Here is a 25452-nt window from a genome sequence, read left to right on the forward strand (position 1 = left end):
GTGAAAAAGGTTTATTTTATGATGGTGGCGCTGTTCGTACTGATTACTGCGGTTCCGGTAAGCACAGCTCAAGCCGCAAGTGTAGATGCAAGCTGGTTGATTACATCGAAAGTGGCTCAAGGTGTTATTGGAATTAACTATGATATTCCGAAAGATAAAAGAATCAAACTCATGATCACTAAAGACAACAGCAGCTATACATATAACTTATATGCTTCTGGACAAGCTGAGGACTTCCCTTTACAACAAGGTAATGGTACTTATAAGGTTTCTGTTCTTGAGAACACAACCGGCAATAAATACAAAGCGTTATATTCCGAAGTAGTAGACGTAACCATGAGTGACTCGAATTCCGTATATTTGGGCTCCGTACAGAATGTGAAATGGAGTTCTTCTGATAAAGCGATCCTTAAGGCCAAAGAGCTTACAAAAGGCAAAACAACAGATGAAGAGAAAGTTAAGGCAATCTATAACTATGTAGTTGCTAATGTACAATACGATTATTCTCTTGCTAATAACGTAACAACAGATTACATTCCGAACATTAACAACACTTTGAATACTAAAAAAGGAATCTGCTATGACTATGCTTCTCTTTTTGCCGCAATGCTGCGTAGTGTAGATGTGCCTGCTAAATTGGTGATGGGGAATACTAGCTACGTTACGCAATACCATGCATGGAATGAAGTGTTGATGGATGGGAAATGGGTTACTATTGATACAACGGTAGATGCATCGTCAGCGAAGAGTAAGAAGAATACGGATTTTATTAAGGCTTCAAGTAAGTATACTGCAGCAAAATACTATTAATTTGCATCGCTAGATTCATAACTCTATTAAATAAACAACCAGCTTAATTATTAAGCTAGTTGTTTATTTTTCTATTAGGGGTTGCTTTTCTATGAATAGATAGGTTATTATAGTTAAGCGTTGTTAGACAGCGTACAGGCAATATTTGAGAGAGTTATATAAACGGCTTTCGAAAAATAAAGCTTGCATTACTGAGAACAACATGATATATTATAAGAGTTGCTGCTGAGACATTAAACGGCGCCAACGAGAACTTGATCTTTGAAAACTGAACAACGAGTGAGTAGGAAATCACGAAAGTGAAATCCAAAATTAGAGAATTAATTTTCTCGTCAGATGTTTCAAAATGAGCATATCGCTCTTTTCAATACTAATTGGAGAGTTTGATCCTGGCTCAGGACGAACGCTGGCGGCGTGCCTAATACATGCAAGTCGAGCGGAGTTATTTTGAAAGCTTGCTTTCAAAATAACTTAGCGGCGGACGGGTGAGTAACACGTAGGCAACCTGCCCCTTAGACTGGGATAACTACCGGAAACGGTAGCTAATACCGGATAATTTCTTTTTTCTCCTGAAGAAAGAATGAAAGACGGAGCAATCTGTCACTGAGGGATGGGCCTGCGGCGCATTAGCTAGTTGGTGGGGTAACGGCCCACCAAGGCGACGATGCGTAGCCGACCTGAGAGGGTGAACGGCCACACTGGGACTGAGACACGGCCCAGACTCCTACGGGAGGCAGCAGTAGGGAATCTTCCGCAATGGACGAAAGTCTGACGGAGCAACGCCGCGTGAGTGATGAAGGTTTTCGGATCGTAAAGCTCTGTTGCCAGGGAAGAACGTCCGGTAGAGTAACTGCTATCGGAGTGACGGTACCTGAGAAGAAAGCCCCGGCTAACTACGTGCCAGCAGCCGCGGTAATACGTAGGGGGCAAGCGTTGTCCGGAATTATTGGGCGTAAAGCGCGCGCAGGCGGTCATTTAAGTCTGGTGTTTAAACCTTGGGCTCAACCTGAGGTCGCACTGGAAACTGGGTGACTTGAGTACAGAAGAGGAAAGTGGAATTCCACGTGTAGCGGTGAAATGCGTAGATATGTGGAGGAACACCAGTGGCGAAGGCGACTTTCTGGGCTGTAACTGACGCTGAGGCGCGAAAGCGTGGGGAGCAAACAGGATTAGATACCCTGGTAGTCCACGCCGTAAACGATGAGTGCTAGGTGTTAGGGGTTTCGATACCCTTGGTGCCGAAGTTAACACAGTAAGCACTCCGCCTGGGGAGTACGGTCGCAAGACTGAAACTCAAAGGAATTGACGGGGACCCGCACAAGCAGTGGAGTATGTGGTTTAATTCGAAGCAACGCGAAGAACCTTACCAGGTCTTGACATCCCTCTGAATCCACTAGAGATAGTGGCGGCCTTCGGGACAGAGGAGACAGGTGGTGCATGGTTGTCGTCAGCTCGTGTCGTGAGATGTTGGGTTAAGTCCCGCAACGAGCGCAACCCTTAACTTTAGTTGCCAGCAAGTAATGTTGGGCACTCTAGAGTGACTGCCGGTGACAAACCGGAGGAAGGTGGGGATGACGTCAAATCATCATGCCCCTTATGACCTGGGCTACACACGTACTACAATGGCCGGTACAACGGGAAGCGAAACCGCGAGGTGAAGCCAATCCCATCAAAGCCGGTCTCAGTTCGGATTGCAGGCTGCAACTCGCCTGCATGAAGTCGGAATTGCTAGTAATCGCGGATCAGCATGCCGCGGTGAATACGTTCCCGGGTCTTGTACACACCGCCCGTCACACCACGAGAGTTTACAACACCCGAAGTCGGTGGGGTAACCCGCAAGGGAGCCAGCCGCCGAAGGTGGGGTAGATGATTGGGGTGAAGTCGTAACAAGGTAGCCGTATCGGAAGGTGCGGCTGGATCACCTCCTTTCTATGGAGAATCGTCTTCTGCAATGAAGACATTCAAATCGGAAGTTAAACTTCCACAACTCAGGTTTAGGCCTGTTACTCACTCGTTGCTCAGTTTTGAGAGTTTAAGCTCTCAAGTAAGACTTGATCCTTGAAAACTGGATACCGAAACGAATTTGCGTTTTAGAACATCTTTTAGCAACTTGTGCAAACAAGTAAATGTTATTAGTGAGATGATTCCAAAAGAGATGTCATTGTATGATATTTTCCTGCGGAAAAATCAAGGTTAAGCTAATAAGAGCACACGGAGGATGCCTAGGCGCCAGGAGCCGACGAAGGACGTGGCGAACAACGAAACTGCCTCGGGGAGCTGTAAGCAAGCTTTGATCCGGGGGTGTCCGAATGGGGAAACCCAGCTGTGGTAATTCGCAGTTACTCATCTCTGAACACATAGGAGATGTAGAGGCAGACCAGGGGAACTGAAACATCTAAGTACCCTGAGGAAGAGAAAACAATAGTGATTCCGTCAGTAGCGGCGAGCGAACGCGGAACAGCCTAAACCTAAGAGCTTGCTCTTAGGGGTTGTGGGACGTCTCACATGGAGTTACAAAGGAATATGGTAGGTGAAGAGGTCTGGAAAGGCCCGCGATAGAGGTAAAAGCCCTGTAGCCTAAACTGTGTTCTCTCCGAGACGGATCCCGAGTAGTGCGGGGCACGTGAAACCCCGTATGAATCCAGCAGGACCATCTGCTAAGGCTAAATACTACCTGGCGACCGATAGTGAAACAGTACCGTGAGGGAAAGGTGAAAAGCACCCCGGAAGGGGAGTGAAATAGAACCTGAAACCGTGTGCTTACAAAAAGTCAGAGCCCTATTAATGGGTGATGGCGTGCCTTTTGTAGAATGAACCGGCGAGTTACGTTTAACATGCAAGGTTAAGTCGAGAAGACGGAGCCGCAGCGAAAGCGAGTCTGAATAGGGCGATTTAGTATGTGGACGTAGACCCGAAACCGTGTGATCTACCCCTGTCCAGGGTGAAGGTGCGGTAACACGCACTGGAGGCCCGAACCCACGCATGTTGAAAAATGCGGGGATGAGGTGGGGGTAGCGGAGAAATTCCAATCGAACTCGGAGATAGCTGGTTCTCCCCGAAATAGCTTTAGGGCTAGCCTCGGTATAAGAGTAGTGGAGGTAGAGCACTGATTGGGTGCGGGGTCCGCAAGGATTACCAAGCTCAGTCAAACTCCGAATGCCATATACTTATTGCCGGGAGTCAGACAGTGAGTGCTAAGATCCATTGTCAAAAGGGAAACAGCCCAGACCATCAGCTAAGGTCCCCAAGTGTGTGTTAAGTGGGAAAGGATGTGGAGTTGCACAGACAACCAGGATGTTGGCTTAGAAGCAGCCACCATTGAAAGAGTGCGTAATAGCTCACTGGTCGAGTGACTCTGCGCCGAAAATGTAACGGGGCTAAACACACCACCGAAGCTATGGCTAGATACGTATGTATCTGGGGTAGGGGAGCGTTGTATGTGGGTTGAAGGTGTACCGTAAGGAGCGCTGGACAGCATACAAGTGAGAATGCCGGTATGAGTAACGAAAAGATCAGTGAGAATCTGATCCGCCGAAAGCCCAAGGTTTCCTGAGGAAGGCTCGTCCGCTCAGGGTAAGTCGGGACCTAAGGCGAGGCCGAAAGGCGTAGTCGAAGGACAACAGTTTGAAATTACTGTACCACCGTAATCCGCTATGAGCGATGGGGTGACGCAGGAGGGTAGTGACGCGGACTGATGGATATGTCCGTCTAAGCAGTGAGGCTGATGTGTAGGCAAATCCGCACATCGTTAAGGCTGGACTGTGATGGGGAGCGAAAATTGTAGTAGCGAAGGTCATGATCTCACACTGCCAAGAAAAGCCTCTAGCCAGGAGAAGGTGCCCGTACCGCAAACCGACACAGGTAGGCGAGAAGAGAATTCTAAGGCGCGCGGAAGAACTCTCGTTAAGGAACTCGGCAAAATGACCCCGTAACTTCGGGAGAAGGGGTGCCCCGGTAGTGTGAATAGCACGAGGGGGCCGCAGTGAAAAGGCCCAAGCGACTGTTTAGCAAAAACACAGGTCTGTGCGAAGCCGCAAGGCGAAGTATACGGGCTGACGCCTGCCCGGTGCTGGAAGGTTAAGGGGAGTGGTTAGGGGTAACCCGAAGCTATGAACCGAAGCCCCAGTAAACGGCGGCCGTAACTATAACGGTCCTAAGGTAGCGAAATTCCTTGTCAGGTAAATTCTGACCCGCACGAATGGCGTAACGACTTGGGCGCTGTCTCAACGAGAGATCCGGTGAAATTTTAATACCTGTGAAGATGCAGGTTACCCGCGACAAGACGGAAAGACCCCATGGAGCTTTACTGCAGCTTGATATTGAATTTGGGTACGATCTGTACAGGATAGGTGGGAGCCGTAGAAATCGGAGCGCAAGCTTCGGTGGAGGCGCCGTTGGGATACCACCCTGATCGTATCTAGGTTCTAACCTAGTACCCTAATCGGGTACGGGGACCGTGTCAGGCGGGCAGTTTGACTGGGGCGGTCGCCTCCTAAAGAGTAACGGAGGCGTTCCAAGGTTCCCTCAGAATGGTTGGAAATCATTCGAAGAGTGCAAAGGCATAAGGGAGCTTGACTGCGAGACCTACAAGTCGAGCAGGGACGAAAGTCGGACTTAGTGATCCGGTGGTACCGCATGGAAGGGCCATCGCTCAACGGATAAAAGCTACCCTGGGGATAACAGGCTTATCTCCCCCAAGAGTCCACATCGACGGGGAGGTTTGGCACCTCGATGTCGGCTCATCGCATCCTGGGGCTGAAGTAGGTCCCAAGGGTTGGGCTGTTCGCCCATTAAAGCGGTACGCGAGCTGGGTTCAGAACGTCGTGAGACAGTTCGGTCCCTATCTGTCGTGGGCGCAGGAAATTTGAGAGGAGCTGTCCTTAGTACGAGAGGACCGGGATGGACGTACCGCTGGTGCACCAGTTGTTTCGCCAGAAGCATGGCTGGGTAGCTACGTACGGACGGGATAAGCGCTGAAAGCATCTAAGCGTGAAGCCCCCCTCAAGATGAGATTTCCCAATTAGTAAGACCCCTTGAAGACGACGAGGTAGATAGGTTGGAGGTGGAAGTGCAGTAATGCATGGAGCTGACCAATACTAATCGGTCGAGGGCTTATCCTATACTTAAGACGCAAATTCAATTCGGATTCAGTTTTCAGGCGACTCAAGCCTGAGCATTTACGATGTAAATGCCCGTTTGGTGGCGATAGCGGAGGGGTTCCACGCGTACCCATCCCGAACACGACCGTTAAGCCCTCCAGCGCCGATGGTACTTGGACCGAAGGGTCCTGGGAGAGTAGGACGTTGCCAAGCACACGAAGCCATTGTTGATTTATCAACAATGGCTTTTTTGTTCCCTTTATCGCTTAATTTAAATAATGTGGATAAGTCATGGGGAAATAACGAAAAAATAAAAGTTACTAACATGTGGATGGAATAATAAAATATATTCAAAAATGAAAGTAGTCCCCAATTTATGTGGATAGAGCAGTGGTATATGTGGATACTTCAAGTAAATGCAAGGATATTTTGCATGGCAGGAGGATAAACAATGGACAACAGTAGTAATCTTGTGTGGATAGAAGATTTTTCTGTACATGCGAGCGACACGGATTATCGTTCGCAGGGTAAGTTATCCTTTATTTTGGATATCATGCAATGTGCGGCAGACTTCGCAGTGGGTAATTTGGGGATAAGTGTGGAAGAAATTCTGAATGCAGGAATGGGCTGGATGATGATTACGTTAGATCTTGATTTTAAGCGTATTCCTCGCCCAAATGATGTGCTTAGCGTACATACCTGGAGTAAAGGTACTAAAGGGGCTTTATGGCAAAGGGATTATCGTATTTTTGATGCAGATCATATAGAGATTGCCACAGCGCGTTCTATATGGGCTTTAGTAGATATTGAGAAGAGAAAGATACTCAGACCGAACGCTCTTCCAGTTCAGGTTAAGCACTATAATGGCGATTCAGTAGGGGATATGCCTGTTAAGGTAACGATCCCTACTGATATTATTATGGAAGAAGCTTATCGGTATCAGGTAAGATATAGTGGGCTGGATAGCAACGGACATCTGAATAATGCCCGATACGGAGATTTATGTTGTGATGCACTTAATTTAGCGGAATGGGATAATGCAGAGTTCACACGCTTCCGGATTACATATCTACAAGAAGCTAAGTTTGGGGATGAACTGACTATTTTACGCTCAGCTGTAACGGATGATGGTATATATGTCCGTGGCCAGAATAGTGATATTGTATTTTTTGAAGCATGTATTGAGTTGAAAAATATAAATAAGTAAAAAGTTTATAAATATGGAATATTATTATAAAAGCGATTTCTCCGAGCATCAATCGGGGCAGTCGCTTTTTTTATTGAAAAACAGATGATGTTTATAACATATTTGGAAAAAAATTTGAGCCTGTCACAATTAAAGGGATCACATTCGTTATATAGTTGTAGTCAATAACAAGGAGGTGATTCTTTGGAACGTCGCAGCCCCGGGGTCCAAGTGAATCAAACAATAATTGAAGAGGCTATTGATCAGGTTCTTGCGGGTAACCGCGAAGCCTATAGAACTATAATACAAGCCTATGAAAGAAAGATTTATACGTATTGCTATTATATTTTGAGAAGTCATGAAGAAGCAGAGGATGCTGTGCAAGATATATTTGTAAAAGTGTATCAGGAACTCAGACGTTATGAGAAACGAGTCTCTTTTAATTCATGGCTGTATAAAGTGGCCTATCATCATTGTTTGGATCAGGTTCGCAAACGCAAACGAAGAAACCGTCTGTTGTCGCTATATAAAGAGCAGCAGCCGAAAGCCTATTATAATCCTAACGATGAGGAGCCATTGCAGAAGTTATTTATGGATGATCTGACAGCTGAAGAGAGCAATCTTCTGATTCTTAAGGTAGTAGAGCAGTACAGTTTTGAAGAAATGGGTCAGATTATGGATTGTAATTCAGCTACTTTACGCAAGAAATTTGAACGTCTACGCAAAAAGTTAGTCCGGCAAAGAATGAATGAAGGAGGAAGCCCACATGGAGAAATGGCAAGATCCAACTGAAAGTCAGAAGATGGAGCACATTCGTCAAACATTCCAAAATCATGAAATGCCGGTAGACAGTTTCAGCGATTCAATTATGAAGCGAATAGGAGACGAGGGAATGGAAAAGCGAGCGTCAAGAAAAAGTGGGAATAAGTTTCTGAAAAAATCATTGGTGGCTGCCGCGGCAGCAGCAGTGTTGGGTGCGGGAATAATCGGTAGCGGATTTATATCCCCAGTCATGGCTGAAACGTTAAAGCAGATTCCTGTTGTAGGAAGTATTTTTAAGGGGATTGACGATAAAGGTCTAAATGCTGCTAAAGAAAAAGGATTATCTACTGCGCCTAACCAAAGCGTTACCCATGATGGAGTGACCTTGAAGGTTACCGATGCCTATTATGACGGCTCGCGGTTGGCTTTTGCGATTGAACGGGAAGGCATTGATAAGGATAAGATGATGGCAGAAATGATTATTGAACCGATTGAATTCGATCCAGCGGTAAAAGAACAGCAGTATGCGAAAGTGACAATGAACCAGTCCGAAAAAGGGTTGTTGGGTTCAGCAGAAGTGAAATTGCCGAATGGAAAGAATCTGGAGAGCCAAATGTCGTCTTTTGGCGATGTTGAGGGTAAAAAGAATGCTATTTTATACGATTATAGAAATCTAAATAATGTAGAGGCTTTGGGGAATGAATTTGAATTAAGCATCACTGTGCCGGTTACACAAATCGCAGAGCCTTTTGAAATCAAGGTGCCAGTGAAAAAAGTAACGGAAGGAATTATCAAGCTTGATCTGAACCAAACAAAAGAGGCAGAAGAATTCAGTTATACGATTACCAAGCTGGAATTAACTCCAGCCACAAGCAGATTACAGCTCAGCGAAGAAGGTAAAGCGCCAACTGTGAAAGAAAAGGATGGATACACAACCTCTGAAATGTTCTATGAAATTGTTGATGAACTAGGCAATGCATTTTCTTCGAGCGGGTCATTCAACTTGCCGGCTATAGTCTATCCTATGGTAGACAAAGATTTCAGTCCGTTCCCACAAACACCAAAAACAATTACGGTTAAGCCGTTTACTTATTCCATTGATGAGAGCCATAAAGCATTAAGAGATGAAGAAGGAAAACAAGTTAAACATTATTATCCGGAGCTTGAACAAACGATTCAGGTGAAGCAAGAGTAACTATTAATCCCATAAGCAAAAAAAGTCCGTGTCTGCATAGCAGATACGGGCTTTTTGTTAAAAGATAAGAATTTATAAGCTAAACAACTATAATATCTTTATATTTCTAAGAGAAACGGTTGTCATTTATAAAAGACGACAACGTAGTCTCTTCTTGTAAAAATTCTAACGGAATGTAGATTTCACTCACCGAGTTTTCGTTATCTGGTCCAAGGTACAATTCACCATAAAATTCCAACTCGAATGGAATGGACATCCTGTATTCAGTTTTCGGCAGCCAGATTCCGTAGATATATTTATATGTAGAAGGGATATCACAAGAGCGGCCTTTATGGATGAATTTAAGATAACGTATAGGTGGTAAGATCTGAAGGGGGAAGGTCTGATTGTGGTCTGCATTTATAGGATTAAGTTCGCAGGCACACATGATCGAAAAACCGTTACTCTTATAGTCGTCTGGCCAGAAGCCAAGCTGATAATATTTTTCAGGTTGTATCCTATCAGATATAGTATCTACCTTACTGAAAAGCAAAGGCCAAGTATCAGAAATGACGGAGAAATCATGGTCTATTTTAACTACGGGTCCTTGAAGTATAATTTTCCCGAAATCAACGAGGTGGGGGGAAAGATCGCTATAAGAAGGGACTTGAAGTAGATCCTGTTCATATAGTCTAGGCAACAAAGGGAGTTTCGTTTTATTAATTCTTTTTCGAACAAGAGAGGGAGTCGTGTGCAGCATTCTTTTGAAGGCACGAGTAAAGGTCTCATAGTTACTAAAGTCATAGTCTAATGAGATGTCCTGGAGTGAGCGTTCTGGCATTCGGTGAATGTCCAAGGCTGCTTCAGTGATTTTGCGTCTGGCTATATAGTCGCCGGGTGCTATCCCAGTGACTGCTTGAAATAGGCGGGTGAAATGATAAAGTGAGTATCCCATTTCTTTGGAAAGGACAGCTACAGGAAGAAGCGTGTTTAAGCGATCCTCAATGAGATCTAATGCTTGAATGATTAGTTGGCGATTGTTCAAGAGATGCCCTCCCATAACAGTTAGAAATGGTGTCCAACACGATGACTTCAATTATTTGTTGTCCAGTCTCCCCAATTAGCAGCCCAATCGGGAACGGTCACTTCCATTACGCGATCGGCACTAGGAAAATAAGCTTTGATGTCGAGAATTGGTGTACCAGGATAGGCATCAAGTCCAGCCACCTCTACGATGCCAGAAGCTTCATCGACAGACAGGGTTGCTGCTACACTAAGCCCAATTGGATTAGGTCGAATAGGGGAACGGGAAGCGAATACTCCAGTTAATGTTTCGTCATAAGGTGGTTGAATCTGTGTAGTCTGGCGGAATTGATCATCTGCAAACTCGTGCAGCCACCAAAGCACTTGGCAATGACTAAATTGAGATAAACCTTTAAGCGCCGGGCTAAATTCCGGTTTGATTTCCAGTCGTAAATTACGTGGCGTACCTGTAACCCAACCTATAGGTACTATATTATAGCTTTCTTGTTCATTCATTGACTATGACTCCTTTCGGGTATCAGATATTATTTAGTTTATAACGGAGTGACCCGGTAAGGCCTGACGATATTTGCTATCATTCATTTAATGCTATAATGAAATTTGATGTGGAAAGGGGAGCATTATGAAGACATTAGTATTGGCGGAGAAGCCGTCTGTTGCACGCGAGATCGCACGAGTCATGGGATGTAATAATAAACAGAAAAGCTATATTGAAGGACCAAAATATGTGGTTACCTGGGCACTGGGTCATTTAGTCGGCCTGGCAGAGCCTGAAGATTATAATAAAAAGTTTGCAACTTGGGCTTTGGAGGATCTGCCTATTTTGCCGGAGAAGGCAAAGCTGAAGGTGCTGCGTGAGACCAACCAGCAATATAAAGCTGTTCAGCACCTAATGAAGCGTCAGGATATTGAGGAGCTTGTGGTAGCAACGGATGCTGCTCGTGAAGGAGAGCTGTTGGCACGTTGGATTATGAATATGGCGGGGTGGAAAAAGCCATTCCGGCGGCTGTGGATATCCTCGCAGACTGATAAGGCGATTAAAGAGGGATTCGCAAAGCTCCGCCCAGGTCGCGATTTTGATCGTCTGTATGAATCTGCACGTTGCCGCGCAGAGGCGGATTGGATGATTGGACTGAATGTCACGAGAGCTTTGACATGTAAGTTCGGTTCGCCGCTCTCCGCAGGGCGGGTACAAACGCCGACATTAGGGATGATCATGGATCGTGAACAGGAGATTACGGGTTTCCGTTCCGTTGATTTTGAGACGCTGACTGCTGATTTTGGGGATTTCCAAGCGGCATGGCGGGCCAGTAACGGCGATGGTCGGATATTTGAAAAGGATAAGACGGCAAGTCTAAAGAATAAGCTTACTGGACGCAGCGGCCGTATTAATAAGGTACAAAAGAGTGAGAAGAGCGAACCTCATCCACTCGCTTATGATCTGACTGAATTGCAGCGCGATGCGAACCGGAAGTTCGGCTTCTCCGCGAAGCAGACCTCTAGTGTGCTTCAGCGGTTATATGAGCAGCACAAGCTTGTCACTTACCCGCGTACGGACAGTCGTTACTTAACATCAGATATGACGGGCACACTCAAGGAAAGATTAGACAGTGTAGCTGTCGGCCCATATGCAGCTTTGGCACGTCCACTGCTTCGCAAACCGCTGCCGATTACGAAGCGAATCGTGGATGATAGCAAAGTAAGCGATCACCATGCTATTATTCCGACAGAGCAGACCGTATTGTTAAATGGTTTGAGTACTGAAGAACGTAAGCTGTATGATTTGATCGTGCGGCGTTTTATCAGCTTGTTCTACCCACCAGCTCGCTATGATGCGGTAGCTGTCACCGTCAACGTGGAAGGCGAAAGCTTCCATGTCAAAGGGACGACGGTAAAAGATGCCGGTTGGCGTGAAGTGTACGGCGGAGATATGAGTAACGATGATGACGAGGAACCATCGGACGAGCCAGCAGCTGGGAGTGTGAAGCTACCTGAGCTGCGCGAAGGAGCAACTGTCACGATTGGCCGCTGCATGGTTCGTCCTGGACGAACACAGCCACCGAAGCGTTATAATGAAGCTTCGCTGTTGACGCAAATGGAGAAGCATGGCCTTGGAACCCCGGCAACCCGCGCGGATATTATCGAGAAGCTGGTTAGCTCCGACACCATTGAACGCCAAGGGAATCTGCTGCATCCGACTGGTAAAGGCAAGCAGCTTATTGAGTTGGTATCCACACAGCTCCGGACACCAGATCTAACCGCGCGCTGGGAAGCCGAGCTGGAGAAAATAGCGCGTGGTCAAGGCAAGCCGGAGCTCTTCTTGCAAGGCATCCGCAGTATGGCACAGGAGCTGGTAACTGGCGTCAAAACTAGTGGAGCAGAATATAAACCGCATAATGTCTCGAACAGTAACTGTCCGGAATGCGGTACAAGACTGCTGGAGAAAAAGAGCAAACGTGGCAAGCTGCTTGTATGCCCAGCAGATAACTGTGGTTATACCCGTGCCGGAGAGAAAAGACTATCGAATCGCCGCTGTCCACAGTGCCATAAGAAAATGGAGCTTAAAGAGGGTAAAGCAGGCATGTTCGTACAATGTTTGGGCTGTGGAATCACAGAAACCTTGGATAAGGATCATAAGCATGTGAATAAACGCGAACAGCAAAAGCTGGTACAGCAATACAGTAAGCAAGAAAGCATTGGTTCTAACCTTGGGGAACTGCTGAAAGCAGCGCTTGAAGGGCAAAAGAAGGATAAGTAAAAAGGTTCGCATGTATCGTAATAAAAAGGCTGCTGAGTGTACTCAGTAGCCTTTTTTTCTGTCCACGTAAGTTTTTGTGGTCTACAGATAGGCTTTGAATTAGAATGTTAAGCAAATACATAGAGCAGGTGATTAGGGTGGCAGCTGAACAACAAGTGGATCAACTAAAAGCAGCAGATAGCCCACAGGGGCTGGGTGGTAGCAGGTTTTTCTTTCTCGTTATTGTATTTATGTTCTGGTTCTCTTCTTATATTTATGTTCCGGTGCTTTCCCCTTATGTGGAGCATTTGGGAGCATCGTATTTTATGGTGGGCATGGTGCTTGGCGTATATGGGCTAATGCAGATTCTGTTCCGACTGCCGATTGGCATCGGTTCGGATTATTTGAATCGGCGGCGTCCGTTTATCTATCTGGGACTGATTGCGAGCGGAGCCAGCTGCTTTCTTTTTATGTGGGGAGCACAGCCTGGGTGGGCATTGGCAGCACGTGCAGTATCCGGTATAGCGGCTTCCGCATGGGTTGTGTACACTGTGATGTTCGCGGGATATTTCCCGAAAGAGGAAGCTGGAAAAGCGATGGGCATGCTGCAATTCACTACGGTAATCGCCCAATTGACCAGTATGATGATCAGTGGCTATATGGTGGAGCATTGGGGCTGGAATACCCCGTTTCTGATTGGTGGATTTGTAGCGATTGCGGCGCTGTTGCTTGCGCTGCGGCTGCCTGAACAAAAACAGGAGAAACGGCAAAGTGCGATCCAGATCAAGGACTTAGCGGGTGTTATGAAGGAGCCACTTCTTGTAAGAGTTTCTCTGCTGTCAGTGTTGGCACACTGTGTGCTATTCATCACGATGTTCGGATATACGCCAAACCAAGCTCTGAATATCGGAGCAAGTAAAGAAAGCTTGGGCTGGCTGACGCTCGCTTTTATGATTCCGCATGCTGTCGCGACTCTCTATGGCTCACGGACATTTGGTAGGCTGCTAGGAGACCGGGGTACGCTTCTCTTAGGCTTCGCGGGAAGTGCATTGTTTACACTTCTTATTCCTTCAATGCCGACGCTAGCGACGCTCTGTCTGACTCAGGTAGGAAACGGATTTATGCAGGGACTTATTTTTCCATTGTTGCTAGGCAAGTCGGTGTCAGAAGTAGATCCATATAAGCGTGCAACAGCTATGGGCTTCTATCAGGCGGTTTATGCAATAGGTATGTCGGCTGGGCCATTCGTGGCAGGCTGGATGAGCGCTCTTTATGGCTTGACCGGAGGGTTCTGGCTGGGTGGAATTGCGGCGGCGTTGGCTGCGGTGTTGTCATGGATATGGATGAAGGATGCGAAGCAGTGAAAAGAAAGAGGCAGGTAGCGAAGTTATCAGAGCGTGTAAGGATGATTGGTTTTTTGTGAAAAAGAGGAATATAATAGAGATAGATAGGAAGCAAGGAGGAGAGCCCGGGAGAATGGTCAAGGTTATAATGTTGTGGTTTGTGGTAATTAATATTATCGGATATGTAGTGATGTCCGAAGACAAGAACAAAGCCCGTAAACGGCGAGAACGTGTACCTGAGAAGACACTTTTTCTGCTGGCAGCTATGGGCGGGGCACTAGGCGTGCTGATTGCCATGTATCGTAAGCGCCACAAGACGCGACATATGTCCTTTAGGATCGGAATTCCGTTACTTCTGTTGCTGAATATCTTTTTGTACAGCTATTTTTTAAGGTGATAGTCTTAATGATTACAAACTAGAAAAAGAGGTGGCGTACATGTTATTCTCTAAAATTTTACTCGCCTATGATGGATCTAAGGCTTCTAATCAAGCATTGGAGCGCGCAATTGAACTCGCAAAAGTAACTCCGGGCTCTACGATGCATGTCGTACACGCATTTGAATTTCCAAGATTTTTTATCGGAGAAGCTCTGGCACCACTACCGGCTTCAGTAAATAAAGAATATTATGATTTAGCAGTGCAGACTACGGAAGAAGTCAAGGGACGCCTTGAGGCTGAAGGCTTGAATGCTGAGGTTGAGCTATTACAAGGATCACCCGCGGAAGTGATTTTGAAATATGCTAAAGAACATGCTATAGATGTAATTGTTATCGGCAGCCGCGGACTTGGCGGAATACGTGAGTTTGTTCTGGGCAGTGTGAGCCACAATGTAGTACAAAGCGCCCGCATTCCAGTGCTGGTTGTAAAATAATATAAAGTTAAAAGGGACGCTTATGGCGTTCCTTTTTTCAAATATAAGAAAGTATATGTTTCACACTATACTTTATCCTTATATTTCTCGCTTAAACGCTAACCGTCATACAGGGACGCCAAAGGCGTTTATACTTGATTATTAAGAAACGAAATGACTAAAATCATATCCAGCAAAGGAATTATATGTATTTCCATGAAGCCTATTCTACAGTTAATATAACATCTGTTGTTAGAGCTAATAGTGTACGGAAAGAAGTCTTTATCATCAAAATAAGTGGCTATCGAGAAATTAAATACGCCTAAAAGCGAACGATTATTAATCGGAATTTACCAATGTTCGTGTTTGAGTTGACATCCTGTGTAGGGGATTGTTAAACTGATGTCATGAGCAACTCGTATAAAACCGGGGATATGGCCCGGAAGTTTCTACCCGGGAACCGTAAATTACCGGACTACGAGGAAATAGGATGATAGAATGCGGCAATGCGGTCCGGGTAACGGAATGATGCATTATGCCATTTTCCGCGCTTAATAGAGCCTAATGATAGGCACGCGGATTATTTTTTCCTAATTTCTTTACTAGTCCGATCCTCCCGCAGCAAAATGCGTCTGGTCATCGGGCTTTTTTTATTCGAATTTACAAGATAAAGATATCCATACTAGTGACTGGAAGGTAGGTCGAATCATGTCTGTGCAGGTAGCTGTTATCATGGGCAGTAAATCGGATTGGGACACGATGGAGCACGCTTGTGCGGTGCTTGAAGAGCTGGGATTATCTTATGAGAAGAAGGTAGTATCTGCGCACCGGACGCCGGACTTGATGTTCAGCTATGCGGAGGAAGCCGCGGGCCGGGGTATTCGCGTCATTATTGCAGGAGCGGGTGGTGCAGCGCATTTGCCGGGTATGGTGGCAGCAAAGACGATCCTGCCTGTGATTGGAGTGCCAGTGCAGTCGAAGGCGCTTAATGGGCTGGATTCGCTTCTCTCCATCGTGCAGATGCCAGGAGGCATTCCAGTGGCAACGGTAGCCATTGGTAAGGCAGGAGCCATTAATGCAGGCCTCCTGGCCGCACAGATTATCGGAGCATTCGATCCAGAAGTGCAGCAGCGCGCGCAGCTGCGGCGGGATGCGATCCGCGACGAAGTCCTTGAAAGCAGCGACAGCTTATGAGACCGGAGGAGCTGAAGCTGCAGGAGGCTGGCGGCGTTACTTCGCCAGCCGCTATGGATGCGTCCGGCACGGACACCGTCCGGACGCTGCTGCCCGGCGCGACCGTCGGCGTGCTCGGCGGCGGGCAGCTCGGGCGCATGATGGCGCTAGCTGGCAGCGCCATGGGCTACCGCTTCGTGGCGCTGGACCCTGCGCCGGATGCGCCTAGCGGTCAAGTCACGCCGCAGATTACAGCGGCGTATAACGACCGGGACGCGGCTCGGGAGCTAGCCCGCCGCTCGGACGTCATCACGTACGAGTTCGAGAACGTCGACGCGGGCGTTGCCGCGCTGCTGACGGAGGAATCGTACGTGCCGCAGGGCAGCGCGCTGCTGTATACGACGCAGCATCGGCTGCGCGAAAAAGCCGCCATCGAGGCGGCAGGTGTACCCGTCGCCCCGTACCGGAAGGTGGATAGCCTTGCGGAGCTGAAAGTGGCGGCGGCAGAGCTTGGACTACCCTGTGTGCTGAAGACAGCCACAGGCGGTTATGACGGCAAGGGACAAGCCGTGATCCGTCAGGTAGAAGAGCTGGAAGAAGCCTTCCGGCAAGTAGCACCCGGAGCCGTTGTGCCGGAGCTGGTGCTTGAGAAGTTTGTAGCTTTTAAGTGTGAAATATCCGTTGTTGCAGCACGCAGTGCTTCTGGTGAGGTTAAGAGCTTCCCACCGTCGGAAAATATTCATGTGAATAATATTTTACATCTGTCCATTGTGCCTGCAAGAGTGGCAGAGGACATTCAGCGGAGAGCATGCGAATTGGCAGAGACATTAATCGCTGGACTTGATGCGGTTGGACTGCTGGCAGTAGAAATGTTCGTCACAGAGGACGGACAATTGTACGTCAATGAGTTAGCACCAAGGCCGCATAACTCCGGGCATTACACCATGGACGCTTGCGCGACTTCACAGTTCGAGCAGCATGTCCGGGCGATTTGTAATCTGCCGCTAGGCGATACAACGCTTTTGACACCTGTAGTTATGGTAAATGTACTAGGCCAGCATTTGGATGGCGCGATTAAAGCGACCTGTACACAGGACGAAAAAGATAATAAGCTGGGTGTTGTACCTAAGCTTCATATATATGGCAAGACTGAGAGTAAGACCGGCCGCAAGATGGGCCATATCAATCTGCTCTGCAAGGATACCGGAGACGGCTTGTCCTGGGTGGAGCAATCTAAACTTTGGAGGAACTAAAGAATATGATCGAACGTTACAGCAGACCTGAGATGCGAGCTATTTGGACGGAGGAAAATAAATTCAAGGCGTGGCTGGAAGTTGAAATTTGCGCTTGTGAAGCATGGGCTGAGCTCGGAGTCATCCCGCACGAAGACGCAGCTAAACTGCGTAAAGACGCTAAATTCGACATCGCACGCATTGATGAAATAGAACAAGAGACTCGCCATGACGTTATCGCCTTTACTCGTGCGGTTTCCGAGAGTCTTGGCGCAGAGCGCAAATGGGTTCACTACGGTCTTACTTCTACTGACGTGGTAGATACGGCGCTAGGTTACTTGCTGCGTCAAGCGAATGAAATTCTAGAGAAGGATATCATCAACTTTATTGAGATCCTTAAAGATAAAGCTATTGCTTACAAGGATACACCGATGATGGGCCGTACGCATGGTGTTCATGCCGAGCCAACTACCTTTGGTCTGAAAATGGCTCTATGGTACGAAGAAATGAAACGTAACCTGGAGCGTTTCCGCCATGCTGCGAACGGTGTACAGTTCGGAAAAATCTCCGGTGCCGTTGGTACGTACGCTAACATCGATCCTTTCGTAGAAGAATTCGTTTGCCGCAAGCTCGGCACAAGCCCAGCTCCAATCTCTACACAAACGTTACAGCGTGACCGTCATGCTGAATTCATGGCTGCTCTTGCTTTGGTAGCGACATCGTTAGACAAATTCGCTACTGAAATCCGCGCTCTGCAAAAGAGTGAGATTCGTGAAGTGGAAGAAGCCTTTGCCAAAGGTCAAAAGGGTTCATCCGCTATGCCTCACAAACGGAATCCGATCGGCTGCGAGAACATTTCCGGTCTGTCCCGCGTCATTCGCGGACATATGGTTACAGCTTATGAGAACGTGCCACTCTGGCATGAACGCGATATTTCGCACTCCTCTGTGGAACGTATCATCCTTCCGGATGCGACAATGCTGCTCAACTACATGCTGAACCGTTTCGGTAACATCGTGAAGAACCTGACTGTATTCCCAGAGAACATGAAGCGTAACATGAACCGTACGTTCGGTGTTCCTTTCTCCGGTCGGATCTTGACTAAACTGATCGATAAAGGCCTTAGCCGTGAGCAAGCGTACGATACCGTTCAACCGCGTGCTATGCAAGCTTGGGAAGAGCAAAAACAATTCCGCGATATCGTGGAAGCTACACCTGAGATCACTAACGTTCTTACCCCAGAAGAAATTGAAGATGCATTTAACCCTTCTTGGCACCTTAAGCATGTGGACACCATCTTCCGCAAGCTAGAGCTGCTCTAAAAAATAGGTGCGTTAATGGTTGGGTCGATAAGGAACGAATTCCTCGGAATGAGACCTTAGAGATCCTAAAAAGATAAGTTAGTGGTGAACTAAGGAACGCTGCAATAAATGCAAAGCTGGATGGGGGAGCACTGTAGAGGAAGTTTGGAACTGTAGAAGCGTAGCGTTCGCCTTTATCCTCGGATTTCTACCGCGAGAAGCGGTTCAAATCAAGAAATCTGAGGATAACAGCGATCGGAAGTCCGAACATTCCTCGGAAGAGCTTCCTCCTAGACCAGCCCAACTTAGGAAGATCATTAGTTCAAGGGAGGAAAGGTCATGACATCGTCGGCCGTATCCACAGCCGTGGAACTCATCAATGCGCCGCTGCTCTATAAAGGGAAGGTTCGTGAGCTATACGATTTAGGGGAGAATGTACTGATCGTCGTCACGGATCGGATATCTGCTTTTGACTATGTGCTGGACCCAGCGGTACCTGAAAAGGGCAATGTGCTTAACCGTCTGAGTGCGTTCTGGTTCGGAAAGACCAAAGAGCTAATGGAGAATCATGTCGTTCATATCGATGTGGATCTGCTCGGAGATATCGTTAAGGACAAGGAAGCTCTCAGAAACCGTGTTATGGTAGTACACAAAGCAGAGCGCATCGATATCGAATGTGTTGTGCGTGGGTGCATCACCGGTGGGGGCTGGAGACAGTATCAAGAAACTGGCAAAGTGAATGGTATTGAGCTTCCTAAGAACTTGCGCAAAAATGCGCTGCTGGCACAGCCAATCTTTACCCCTGCGGCTAAAAACGATGTAGGTCATGATGAGGATATTCCTTTTGAAAAGATGCAGGAGCTAATCGGTGCTGATCTGGCACTCGAGCTGCAGGAGAAGAGCTTGCAATTGTTCTCTTTTGCCAGAGAGTATTGTGCTGAGCGGGGAATCATTTTAGCAGATTGTAAATTTGAATTCGGCTTGCTGGATGGCAGGGTGATTCTGATTGATGAGATTTTTACGCCGGATGCTTCACGTTTCTGGGCCAAGGACAAATACGTTCTTGATATCGAAATTGATAGTATGGATAAAGAACCTGTTCGTACGTATCTATCTGCATCCTCCTGGGATAAAAATAGCAAACCTGATCCACTTCCACTAGAAGTAGTTGAAGAAACAACGCGCCGTTATCTGGACATTTATCATCGTCTTACTGGCAAGTCTTTATAGCTCAACATTGTGTGTTTACTCATGGGAATAAATGAAGTGTATGTTTTTAAAGCTAGAGTTACTTTTAGTAGAGTTTCAGCTTTCAGAAAGTATATACACATAAAAATTTAGGAGGAACTACAAGCATATGTTAAAAGCGACGGTATATGTCACCATTAAGAAGAGCGTTCTCGATCCACAAGGTGTAGCAGTGCAAGGAGCACTTCATTCGGTAGGTTTTCAAGAAGTTGAAAGTTTGCGTATTGGGAAATATATGGAGCTGACTTTGGACACGGATAACCGTGCTGAAGCAGAAGTGCGTCTCAAGGAAATGTGCGAAAAGCTACTTGCCAACACGGTGATCGAGGATTACCGCTACGAATTGGAGGACTAAACGACATGAAATTTGCTGTACTTGTCTTCCCAGGCTCTAACTGTGATATTGATTGCTACAAGGCGGTAGAGGACAGTCTCGGCGAACCAGTCGATTATGTGTGGCATACAGCGACAGATTTGTCGGCGTATGATTGCATTTTGGTTCCAGGCGGATTCTCATATGGTGATTACCTGCGCTGCGGCGCGATTTCAAGATTTGCTCCTGTAATGGCTGAAGTTGCTAAAGCAGCAGAGCAAGGAAAATTCGTGCTAGGCATTTGCAATGGGTTCCAAATTCTTACTGAGGCTGGTTTGTTGCCAGGCGCGCTGCGTCGTAACATGTCCATGAAGTTCCGTTGTCATGATACAGTGCTTAAGGTTGTTAATAACGAAACCCCATTTACTATTGATTATGCTAAGGATGAAGAAATCATCATCCCAATCGCTCACGGCGAAGGAAACTATTACTGTGATGAAGAGACTTTAGCAGAACTGAAAGCTAACAATCAGATTGTGTTCACATATAGCGATAATCCTAACGGCTCTGTAGCTGATATTGCGGGTGTTAGTAATGTGCAAGGGAATGTAGTCGGCATGATGCCTCACCCTGAGCGTGCAGCTAACAGCTTGCTCGGATCTGAAGATGGCAAACGAATGTTCACATCTATACTGAAGACTTGGAGGGATCGTCATGACGCAGCAAGTATCCGTTAAGGAACCGACCGCAGAACAGATCGCAGAGCAGAAAATTTACAGCCAATTCGGTGTGTCGGACAGCGAATATGAGCTCATCAAGTCTTTTATGGGACGTTTGCCGAACTATACTGAAATCGGCGTATTCAGCGTAATGTGGTCCGAACACTGTGCATACAAGAACTCTAAGCCATTGTTGAAACGTTTCCCAGTTACTGGACCACGTGTCCTGATGGGACCCGGCGAGGGCGCAGGGATTGTAGATATCGGAGACAACCAAGCGGTTGTATTCAAAATCGAAAGTCATAACCACCCCTCTGCGGTAGAACCTTTTCAAGGTGCGGCAACAGGCGTAGGTGGTATCATTCGTGATATTTTTTCCATGGGCTCAAGACCTATCGCACTGCTGAATTCCTTGCGTTTCGGCAAGCTGGAAAGCGATCGCGTGAAATATTTGTTCGAGCATGTCGTGTCTGGTATTGCTGGCTATGGTAACTGTATCGGGATTCCAACCGTGGGCGGCGAAATCATGTTCGATGATAGCTATGACGGTAACCCGCTTGTTAATGCAATGTGTGTCGGTCTGATTGATCATGATAAAATCCAGCGTGGTGTCGCTAAAGGTGTAGGAAACCCAGTCTTCTACGTAGGTCCTCCTACTGGACGTGATGGGATTCATGGGGCTACTTTTGCATCCGTTGAACTAAGTGAAGAGTCCGAAGCAAAACGTACAGCTGTACAAGTAGGCGATCCATTTATGGAGAAGCTCGTTATGGAATCTTGTCTAGAGTTAATCGACAGCGGCATTGTTATTGGGATTCAGGATATGGGTGCGGCTGGACTTACCTGCTCTAGTGCAGAGATGGCAAGTAAAGCTGGTAATGGTTTGGAGCTGTATCTTGATCAGGTGCCACAACGTGAAGACGGCATGACCCCTTATGAAATGATGCTTTCGGAATCGCAAGAACGGATGTTGTTTGTAGTAGAACCGAAGGATGAAGCTCAGGCGCAAGAGATCTTTGATCGCTGGGGTGTAATCTGCTGTAAGGTAGGTAAAGTAACGGATGATGGTCGCTTGAAGCTGTATCATCACGGTGAGGTTGTTGGCGACATGCCTGTAACAGCGCTCGTGGATGAGTGTCCAGTGTATAATAAACCATCTGAGGTTCCTGCTTATTATGTAGAAAATGAATCGGTAGACACGCTTCGTTACGCGGAAGTTACAGATCTGGGTAGCGCACTGCGTACAGTGCTTGGATCACCAACCGTAGCAAGCAAAGCTTGGGTATACAACCAATATGATTACATGGTTCGGACTAGTACGGCTGTTCGACCTGGATCTGATGCGGCTGTAGTTACCATTCATGGTACACGTAAAGGACTTGCGATGACCACGGATTGTAACGGGCGTTATGTTTATCTTGATCCTGAAGTGGGCGGACGGATTGCAGTCAGCGAAGCGGCTCGTAACATCGTTTGTTCGGGTGCTGAACCGCTTGCTATTACCGATAACCTAAACTTCGGAAACCCTGAGAAACCTGATGTGTTCTGGCAAATGGAGCGTGCGGTTGATGGTATGGCTGAAGCTTGTCGTGTGCTGGATACTCCGGTTATCGGCGGGAATGTCAGTCTTTATAACGAAAATACGACGGGATCCATTTACCCAACGCCGGTTGTCGGCATGGTTGGTTTAGTAACGGATACGGATCATATTACGACTCAAGGCTTCAAACAAGAAGGAGATTCCATTCTTCTGCTAGGCGTAACAAAAGCTGAGCTTGGTGGTAGTGAATTTCAATATGCTGTTCATGGTGTAACCGAAGGCCGCCCTCCAGCTTTGGATTTGGCTACTGAGAAAACACTGCTGAGCACAGTGCTTACCTCGATTCGCGGCGGTCTGGTGCGTTCAGCACATGACTTGTCCGAAGGCGGCCTTGCTGTAGCACTTGCAGAGAGCTGTATCAGTGGTGGTATTGGTGCGAACGTTGAACTTTCTGCTAATGGACTTAGATCCGATATAGCATTGTTCAGTGAGAGCCAATCACGTATCGTGCTGACGGCAGCACCTGAACGTGCGGAAGAGCTGAAAGCAGCGATTGCTGCCAGCGGCGTTCCAGTGGAAATCATCGGAACTGTAGGTGGAGACAGACTGCGCGTAAATCTGGACGGTGCATCCGTATTAGATGAAGCTGTAGCAGAATTGAAATTCGTTTGGGAGGATGCTATTCCATGTCTTATGAAATAAAGACCGGGAAAGAGCAGGAGACTCCTATCCTGTGGACTGGTGACTTTTACAATGAAGGAACGGGCTCGGGAGATATTTTTGACACATTAAAAGAAGAATGCGGCGTTTTCGGGGTCTTCGGACACCCGGAAGCGGCGTCCATGTCTTATTACGGCTTGCACGCCTTACAGCACCGTGGGGAAGAAAGTGCGGGCATCTGCGTAGCAGATGGTCGTGATTTCAACTATCACCGCGGGATGGGGTTAGTAAAAGAAGTATTCGACAAGGACAAAATTGCCTCACTGGTTGGAGACATGTCCATCGGGCATGTACGTTATTCCACCAGCGGAGACAGCCGCTTAACCAATGCACAGCCGCTCGTATTCAAATATCGTGACGGTGATTTGGCGATTGCTACGAACGGTAACATAGTAAATGAACCGTTGATTCGTAAACAGCTTGAGCAAAGCGGATCAATCTTCCAAACCACAAGTGATACAGAAGTGCTGGCGCATCTGATTGCGCGTTCGTCTAAGGATTTTGTTGAAGCGGCTAAGGATGCGCTAAAACAACTGGTTGGCGGATTTGCTTTTCTGCTTATGACGAATGACAAATTAATTGTCGCTTCGGATTCCCATGGTTTGCGTCCGCTTGTAATGGGACGGATCGGCGACGCCTATATTTTTGCTTCCGAATCTTGCGCCTTAGAAGTTATCGGAGCACAGTTAGTACGCGATATCGAACCTGGCGAACTGCTCGTGCTTGATAAAAATGGCCTGTTAGAGGACCGTTTTACCGAGCCAAAACGTAAAGCGCTATGCGCGATGGAGTATATTTACTTCTCTCGCCCAGACAGTGATATGAATGGCGCTAACCTGCACACCGCCCGTAAGCGGATGGGTAGCCGAATGGCATTAGAAGCTTTCGTAGATGCTGACCTCGTAACTGGTGTACCGGATTCAAGTATCTCGGCAGCGATTGGATTTGCGGAGCAGACGGGCATTCCTTATGAGCTTGGGCTCATCAAGAATAAGTATACAGGCCGGACCTTCATCCAGCCGAGCCAAGAGCTGCGTGAGCAAGGTGTGAAAATGAAGCTAAGCGCCGTGCGCAGTGTGGTCGATGGCAAACGTGTTGTCATGATCGATGATTCCATCGTGCGTGGAACAACTTCACGGCGGATCGTCAATCTGCTCCGTGAAGCGGGAGCCGCAGAGGTTCACGTGCGGATTACATCGCCGCCCTTCAAGAATCCTTGCTTCTACGGCATTGATACCCCAGACCGCCGCGATCTCATCGCGTCGTACAAGTCCATTGCGGAAATGTGCGAAGAGATTAATGCCGATTCCTTGGCATTCTTGTCACCGGAGGGTTTAATCACTTCCATTGGTGGTCACAACAAAGATGATTACAAAGGCGGGCTATGCCTTTCCTGCTTCGATAATGATTACCCGACGCAGGTTGATTTTGACGGGGCGGAAAAAGATGGCTGCTCATGTTGACATCCCCCTAAGTCCCCCTTGCAAAGGGGGATTCCGAAGGGCTCTGCCCTCCGGCCACCCGAAAGCTCGGCGGTAGGAGTTGGGTTATAACTTGCTAAGAAGACTTGGGTACGAGTGCTCGCTTTGTCCCTGTGTGCTACGCACGGACGGGACACGCTTTACGGCGCTCCGCCCCCCGGCTGCATACCGCCGCCGGGAATGGCTCGCCAAGCTGGTCGCTAGTCTCGCTAAGGTAGGCGCTCGGCTACGCCCAAAGCGCCAAGAGCAGCTCACCAAGCTCGTCCCTGTTTGCTGCGCAAATGCAGGACTCGCTTGTCTCGCTAAGGTAGGCGCTCGACTGCGCCCAAAGCGTCAAGAGCAGCTCGCCAAGCTCGTCCCTGTTTGCTGCGCAAATGCGGAACCCGCTAGTCTCGCTAAGGTAGGCGCTCGGCTGCGCCCAAAGCGCCAAGAGCAGCTCACCAAGCTCGTCCCTGTTTGCTGCGCAAATGCAGGACCCGCTTGTTTCGCTTAAGGAGGTGCATGGCGCAGCTCATGCACCGAGGTCTTGAGGTCCGTGTGCAAGGCGCGCACTGCGGCTTGCAGTAGGGTGAAAGCGGTGGTTGGAGGGAGTTATGGAGAGGAAGTTTGGAACTGTAGAAGCGTAGCGCTCGCCTTTATGTTTGGATTTCTACCGCGAAGAGCGGTTTAAATCAGGAAATCCAAACATAACAGCGATCGGAAGTCCAAACATTCCTTGT

General features: G+C 47.6%; 20 protein-coding genes, 3 rRNA genes and 1 riboswitch. Of the genes, 21 read left to right on the top strand and 2 right to left on the bottom strand.

The features are described 5' to 3' along the window. From H70737_RS03195 to H70737_RS03225, 7 genes are all read left to right on the top strand, one after another. Entirely contained in the window at positions 1-810 is an 810-nt protein-coding gene (locus tag H70737_RS03195) for a transglutaminase-like domain-containing protein (RefSeq protein ID WP_081383096.1), read from the top strand. 371 nt (positions 811-1181) lie between these two features. Beyond that, positions 1182-2739, top strand: a 16S ribosomal RNA gene (locus H70737_RS03200). A gap of 262 nt (positions 2740-3001) precedes the next feature. Further along, a 23S ribosomal RNA gene (locus H70737_RS03205) occupies positions 3002-5930 on the top strand. A gap of 75 nt (positions 5931-6005) precedes the next feature. Continuing rightward, positions 6006-6122 (top strand): 5S ribosomal RNA (gene rrf, locus H70737_RS03210). Together the 16S, 23S and 5S rRNA genes form the textbook arrangement of a ribosomal RNA operon. A gap of 238 nt (positions 6123-6360) precedes the next feature. Further along, positions 6361-7116 (top strand): acyl-[acyl-carrier-protein] thioesterase, encoded by a 756-nt coding sequence (locus H70737_RS03215; protein ID WP_042184726.1) that lies wholly within the window; start codon positions 6361-6363, stop codon positions 7114-7116. Positions 7117-7299: 183 nt separating this feature from the next. Continuing rightward, a complete protein-coding gene (locus H70737_RS03220) occupies positions 7300-7887 on the top strand; it encodes an RNA polymerase sigma factor (RefSeq protein WP_042184728.1) in 588 nt (195 codons plus the stop codon). Then, positions 7862-9052, top strand: a complete 1191-nt coding sequence (locus H70737_RS03225) for a DUF4179 domain-containing protein (RefSeq protein ID WP_042184730.1) — start codon at positions 7862-7864, stop codon at positions 9050-9052. Before H70737_RS03220 ends, H70737_RS03225 begins: the two co-directional genes overlap by 26 nt. Before the next feature lie 106 nt (positions 9053-9158). On the opposite strand, the gene H70737_RS03230 is transcribed toward H70737_RS03225, so the two are convergent. Together H70737_RS03230 and tsaA are read right to left on the bottom strand one after the other, a co-directional pair. Beyond that, on the bottom strand, positions 9159-10076 hold the full coding sequence (locus tag H70737_RS03230) for an AraC family transcriptional regulator (RefSeq protein WP_042184732.1): 918 nt from the start codon (positions 10074-10076) through the stop codon (positions 9159-9161). A gap of 47 nt (positions 10077-10123) precedes the next feature. Further along, positions 10124-10570, bottom strand: a complete 447-nt coding sequence (gene tsaA / locus H70737_RS03235; RefSeq protein WP_042184734.1) for a tRNA (N6-threonylcarbamoyladenosine(37)-N6)-methyltransferase TrmO — start codon at positions 10568-10570, stop codon at positions 10124-10126. A 127-nt stretch (positions 10571-10697) separates the two neighbouring features. Here tsaA and H70737_RS03240 point away from each other — a divergent pair, with 127 nt between their 5' ends. From H70737_RS03240 to H70737_RS03300, 14 genes are all read left to right on the top strand, one after another. Further along, positions 10698-12833 (top strand): DNA topoisomerase III, encoded by a 2136-nt coding sequence (locus H70737_RS03240; protein WP_042184736.1) that lies wholly within the window; start codon positions 10698-10700, stop codon positions 12831-12833. Positions 12834-12970: 137 nt separating this feature from the next. Beyond that, complete coding sequence (locus H70737_RS03245) at positions 12971-14176, top strand: MFS transporter (RefSeq protein WP_231573378.1); 1206 nt, start codon at positions 12971-12973, stop codon at positions 14174-14176. Positions 14177-14288: 112 nt separating this feature from the next. Further along, positions 14289-14552: a DUF1294 domain-containing protein gene (locus H70737_RS03250; RefSeq protein ID WP_042193264.1), complete on the top strand. Its 264-nt coding sequence runs from the start codon at positions 14289-14291 to the stop codon at positions 14550-14552. 40 nt (positions 14553-14592) lie between these two features. Further along, positions 14593-15027: a universal stress protein gene (locus tag H70737_RS03255; protein WP_042184737.1), complete on the top strand. Its 435-nt coding sequence runs from the start codon at positions 14593-14595 to the stop codon at positions 15025-15027. A 375-nt stretch (positions 15028-15402) separates the two neighbouring features. Then, positions 15403-15504, top strand: a riboswitch (purine riboswitch). Between the two features lie 210 nt (positions 15505-15714). Next, on the top strand, positions 15715-16200 hold the full coding sequence (gene purE / locus H70737_RS03260) for a 5-(carboxyamino)imidazole ribonucleotide mutase (protein ID WP_042184739.1): 486 nt from the start codon (positions 15715-15717) through the stop codon (positions 16198-16200). Continuing rightward, positions 16178-16408, top strand: a complete 231-nt coding sequence (locus tag H70737_RS31145; protein WP_231573523.1) for a hypothetical protein — start codon at positions 16178-16180, stop codon at positions 16406-16408. The genes purE and H70737_RS31145 overlap by 23 nt, the downstream gene beginning before the upstream one ends. Continuing rightward, on the top strand, positions 16311-17432 hold the full coding sequence (gene purK / locus H70737_RS03265; RefSeq protein WP_231573379.1) for a 5-(carboxyamino)imidazole ribonucleotide synthase: 1122 nt from the start codon (positions 16311-16313) through the stop codon (positions 17430-17432). The genes H70737_RS31145 and purK overlap by 98 nt, the downstream gene beginning before the upstream one ends. 5 nt (positions 17433-17437) lie before the next feature. Continuing rightward, positions 17438-18733: an adenylosuccinate lyase gene (gene purB / locus H70737_RS03270; protein ID WP_042184741.1), complete on the top strand. Its 1296-nt coding sequence runs from the start codon at positions 17438-17440 to the stop codon at positions 18731-18733. A gap of 318 nt (positions 18734-19051) precedes the next feature. Next, on the top strand, positions 19052-19942 hold the full coding sequence (locus H70737_RS03275) for a phosphoribosylaminoimidazolesuccinocarboxamide synthase (RefSeq protein ID WP_042184743.1): 891 nt from the start codon (positions 19052-19054) through the stop codon (positions 19940-19942). 127 nt (positions 19943-20069) lie between these two features. Next, complete coding sequence (purS, locus tag H70737_RS03280) at positions 20070-20315, top strand: phosphoribosylformylglycinamidine synthase subunit PurS (RefSeq protein WP_036680912.1); 246 nt, start codon at positions 20070-20072, stop codon at positions 20313-20315. A gap of 5 nt (positions 20316-20320) precedes the next feature. Then, a complete protein-coding gene (gene purQ / locus H70737_RS03285; protein WP_042124034.1) occupies positions 20321-21010 on the top strand; it encodes a phosphoribosylformylglycinamidine synthase subunit PurQ in 690 nt (229 codons plus the stop codon). Further along, entirely contained in the window at positions 20988-23234 is a 2247-nt protein-coding gene (purL, locus tag H70737_RS03290; RefSeq protein ID WP_042184745.1) for a phosphoribosylformylglycinamidine synthase subunit PurL, read from the top strand. Before purQ ends, purL begins: the two co-directional genes overlap by 23 nt. Further along, on the top strand, positions 23219-24715 hold the full coding sequence (purF, locus tag H70737_RS03295; protein ID WP_042184747.1) for an amidophosphoribosyltransferase: 1497 nt from the start codon (positions 23219-23221) through the stop codon (positions 24713-24715). Before purL ends, purF begins: the two co-directional genes overlap by 16 nt. Positions 24716-24806: 91 nt before the next feature. After that, positions 24807-25226 (top strand): hypothetical protein, encoded by a 420-nt coding sequence (locus H70737_RS03300; RefSeq protein ID WP_042184749.1) that lies wholly within the window; start codon positions 24807-24809, stop codon positions 25224-25226. Positions 25227-25452: the final 226 nt, after the last annotated feature.

The sequence above is a fragment of the Paenibacillus sp. FSL H7-0737 genome, from assembly GCF_000758545.1.
Lineage (GTDB): Bacteria > Bacillota > Bacilli > Paenibacillales > Paenibacillaceae > Paenibacillus_AQ.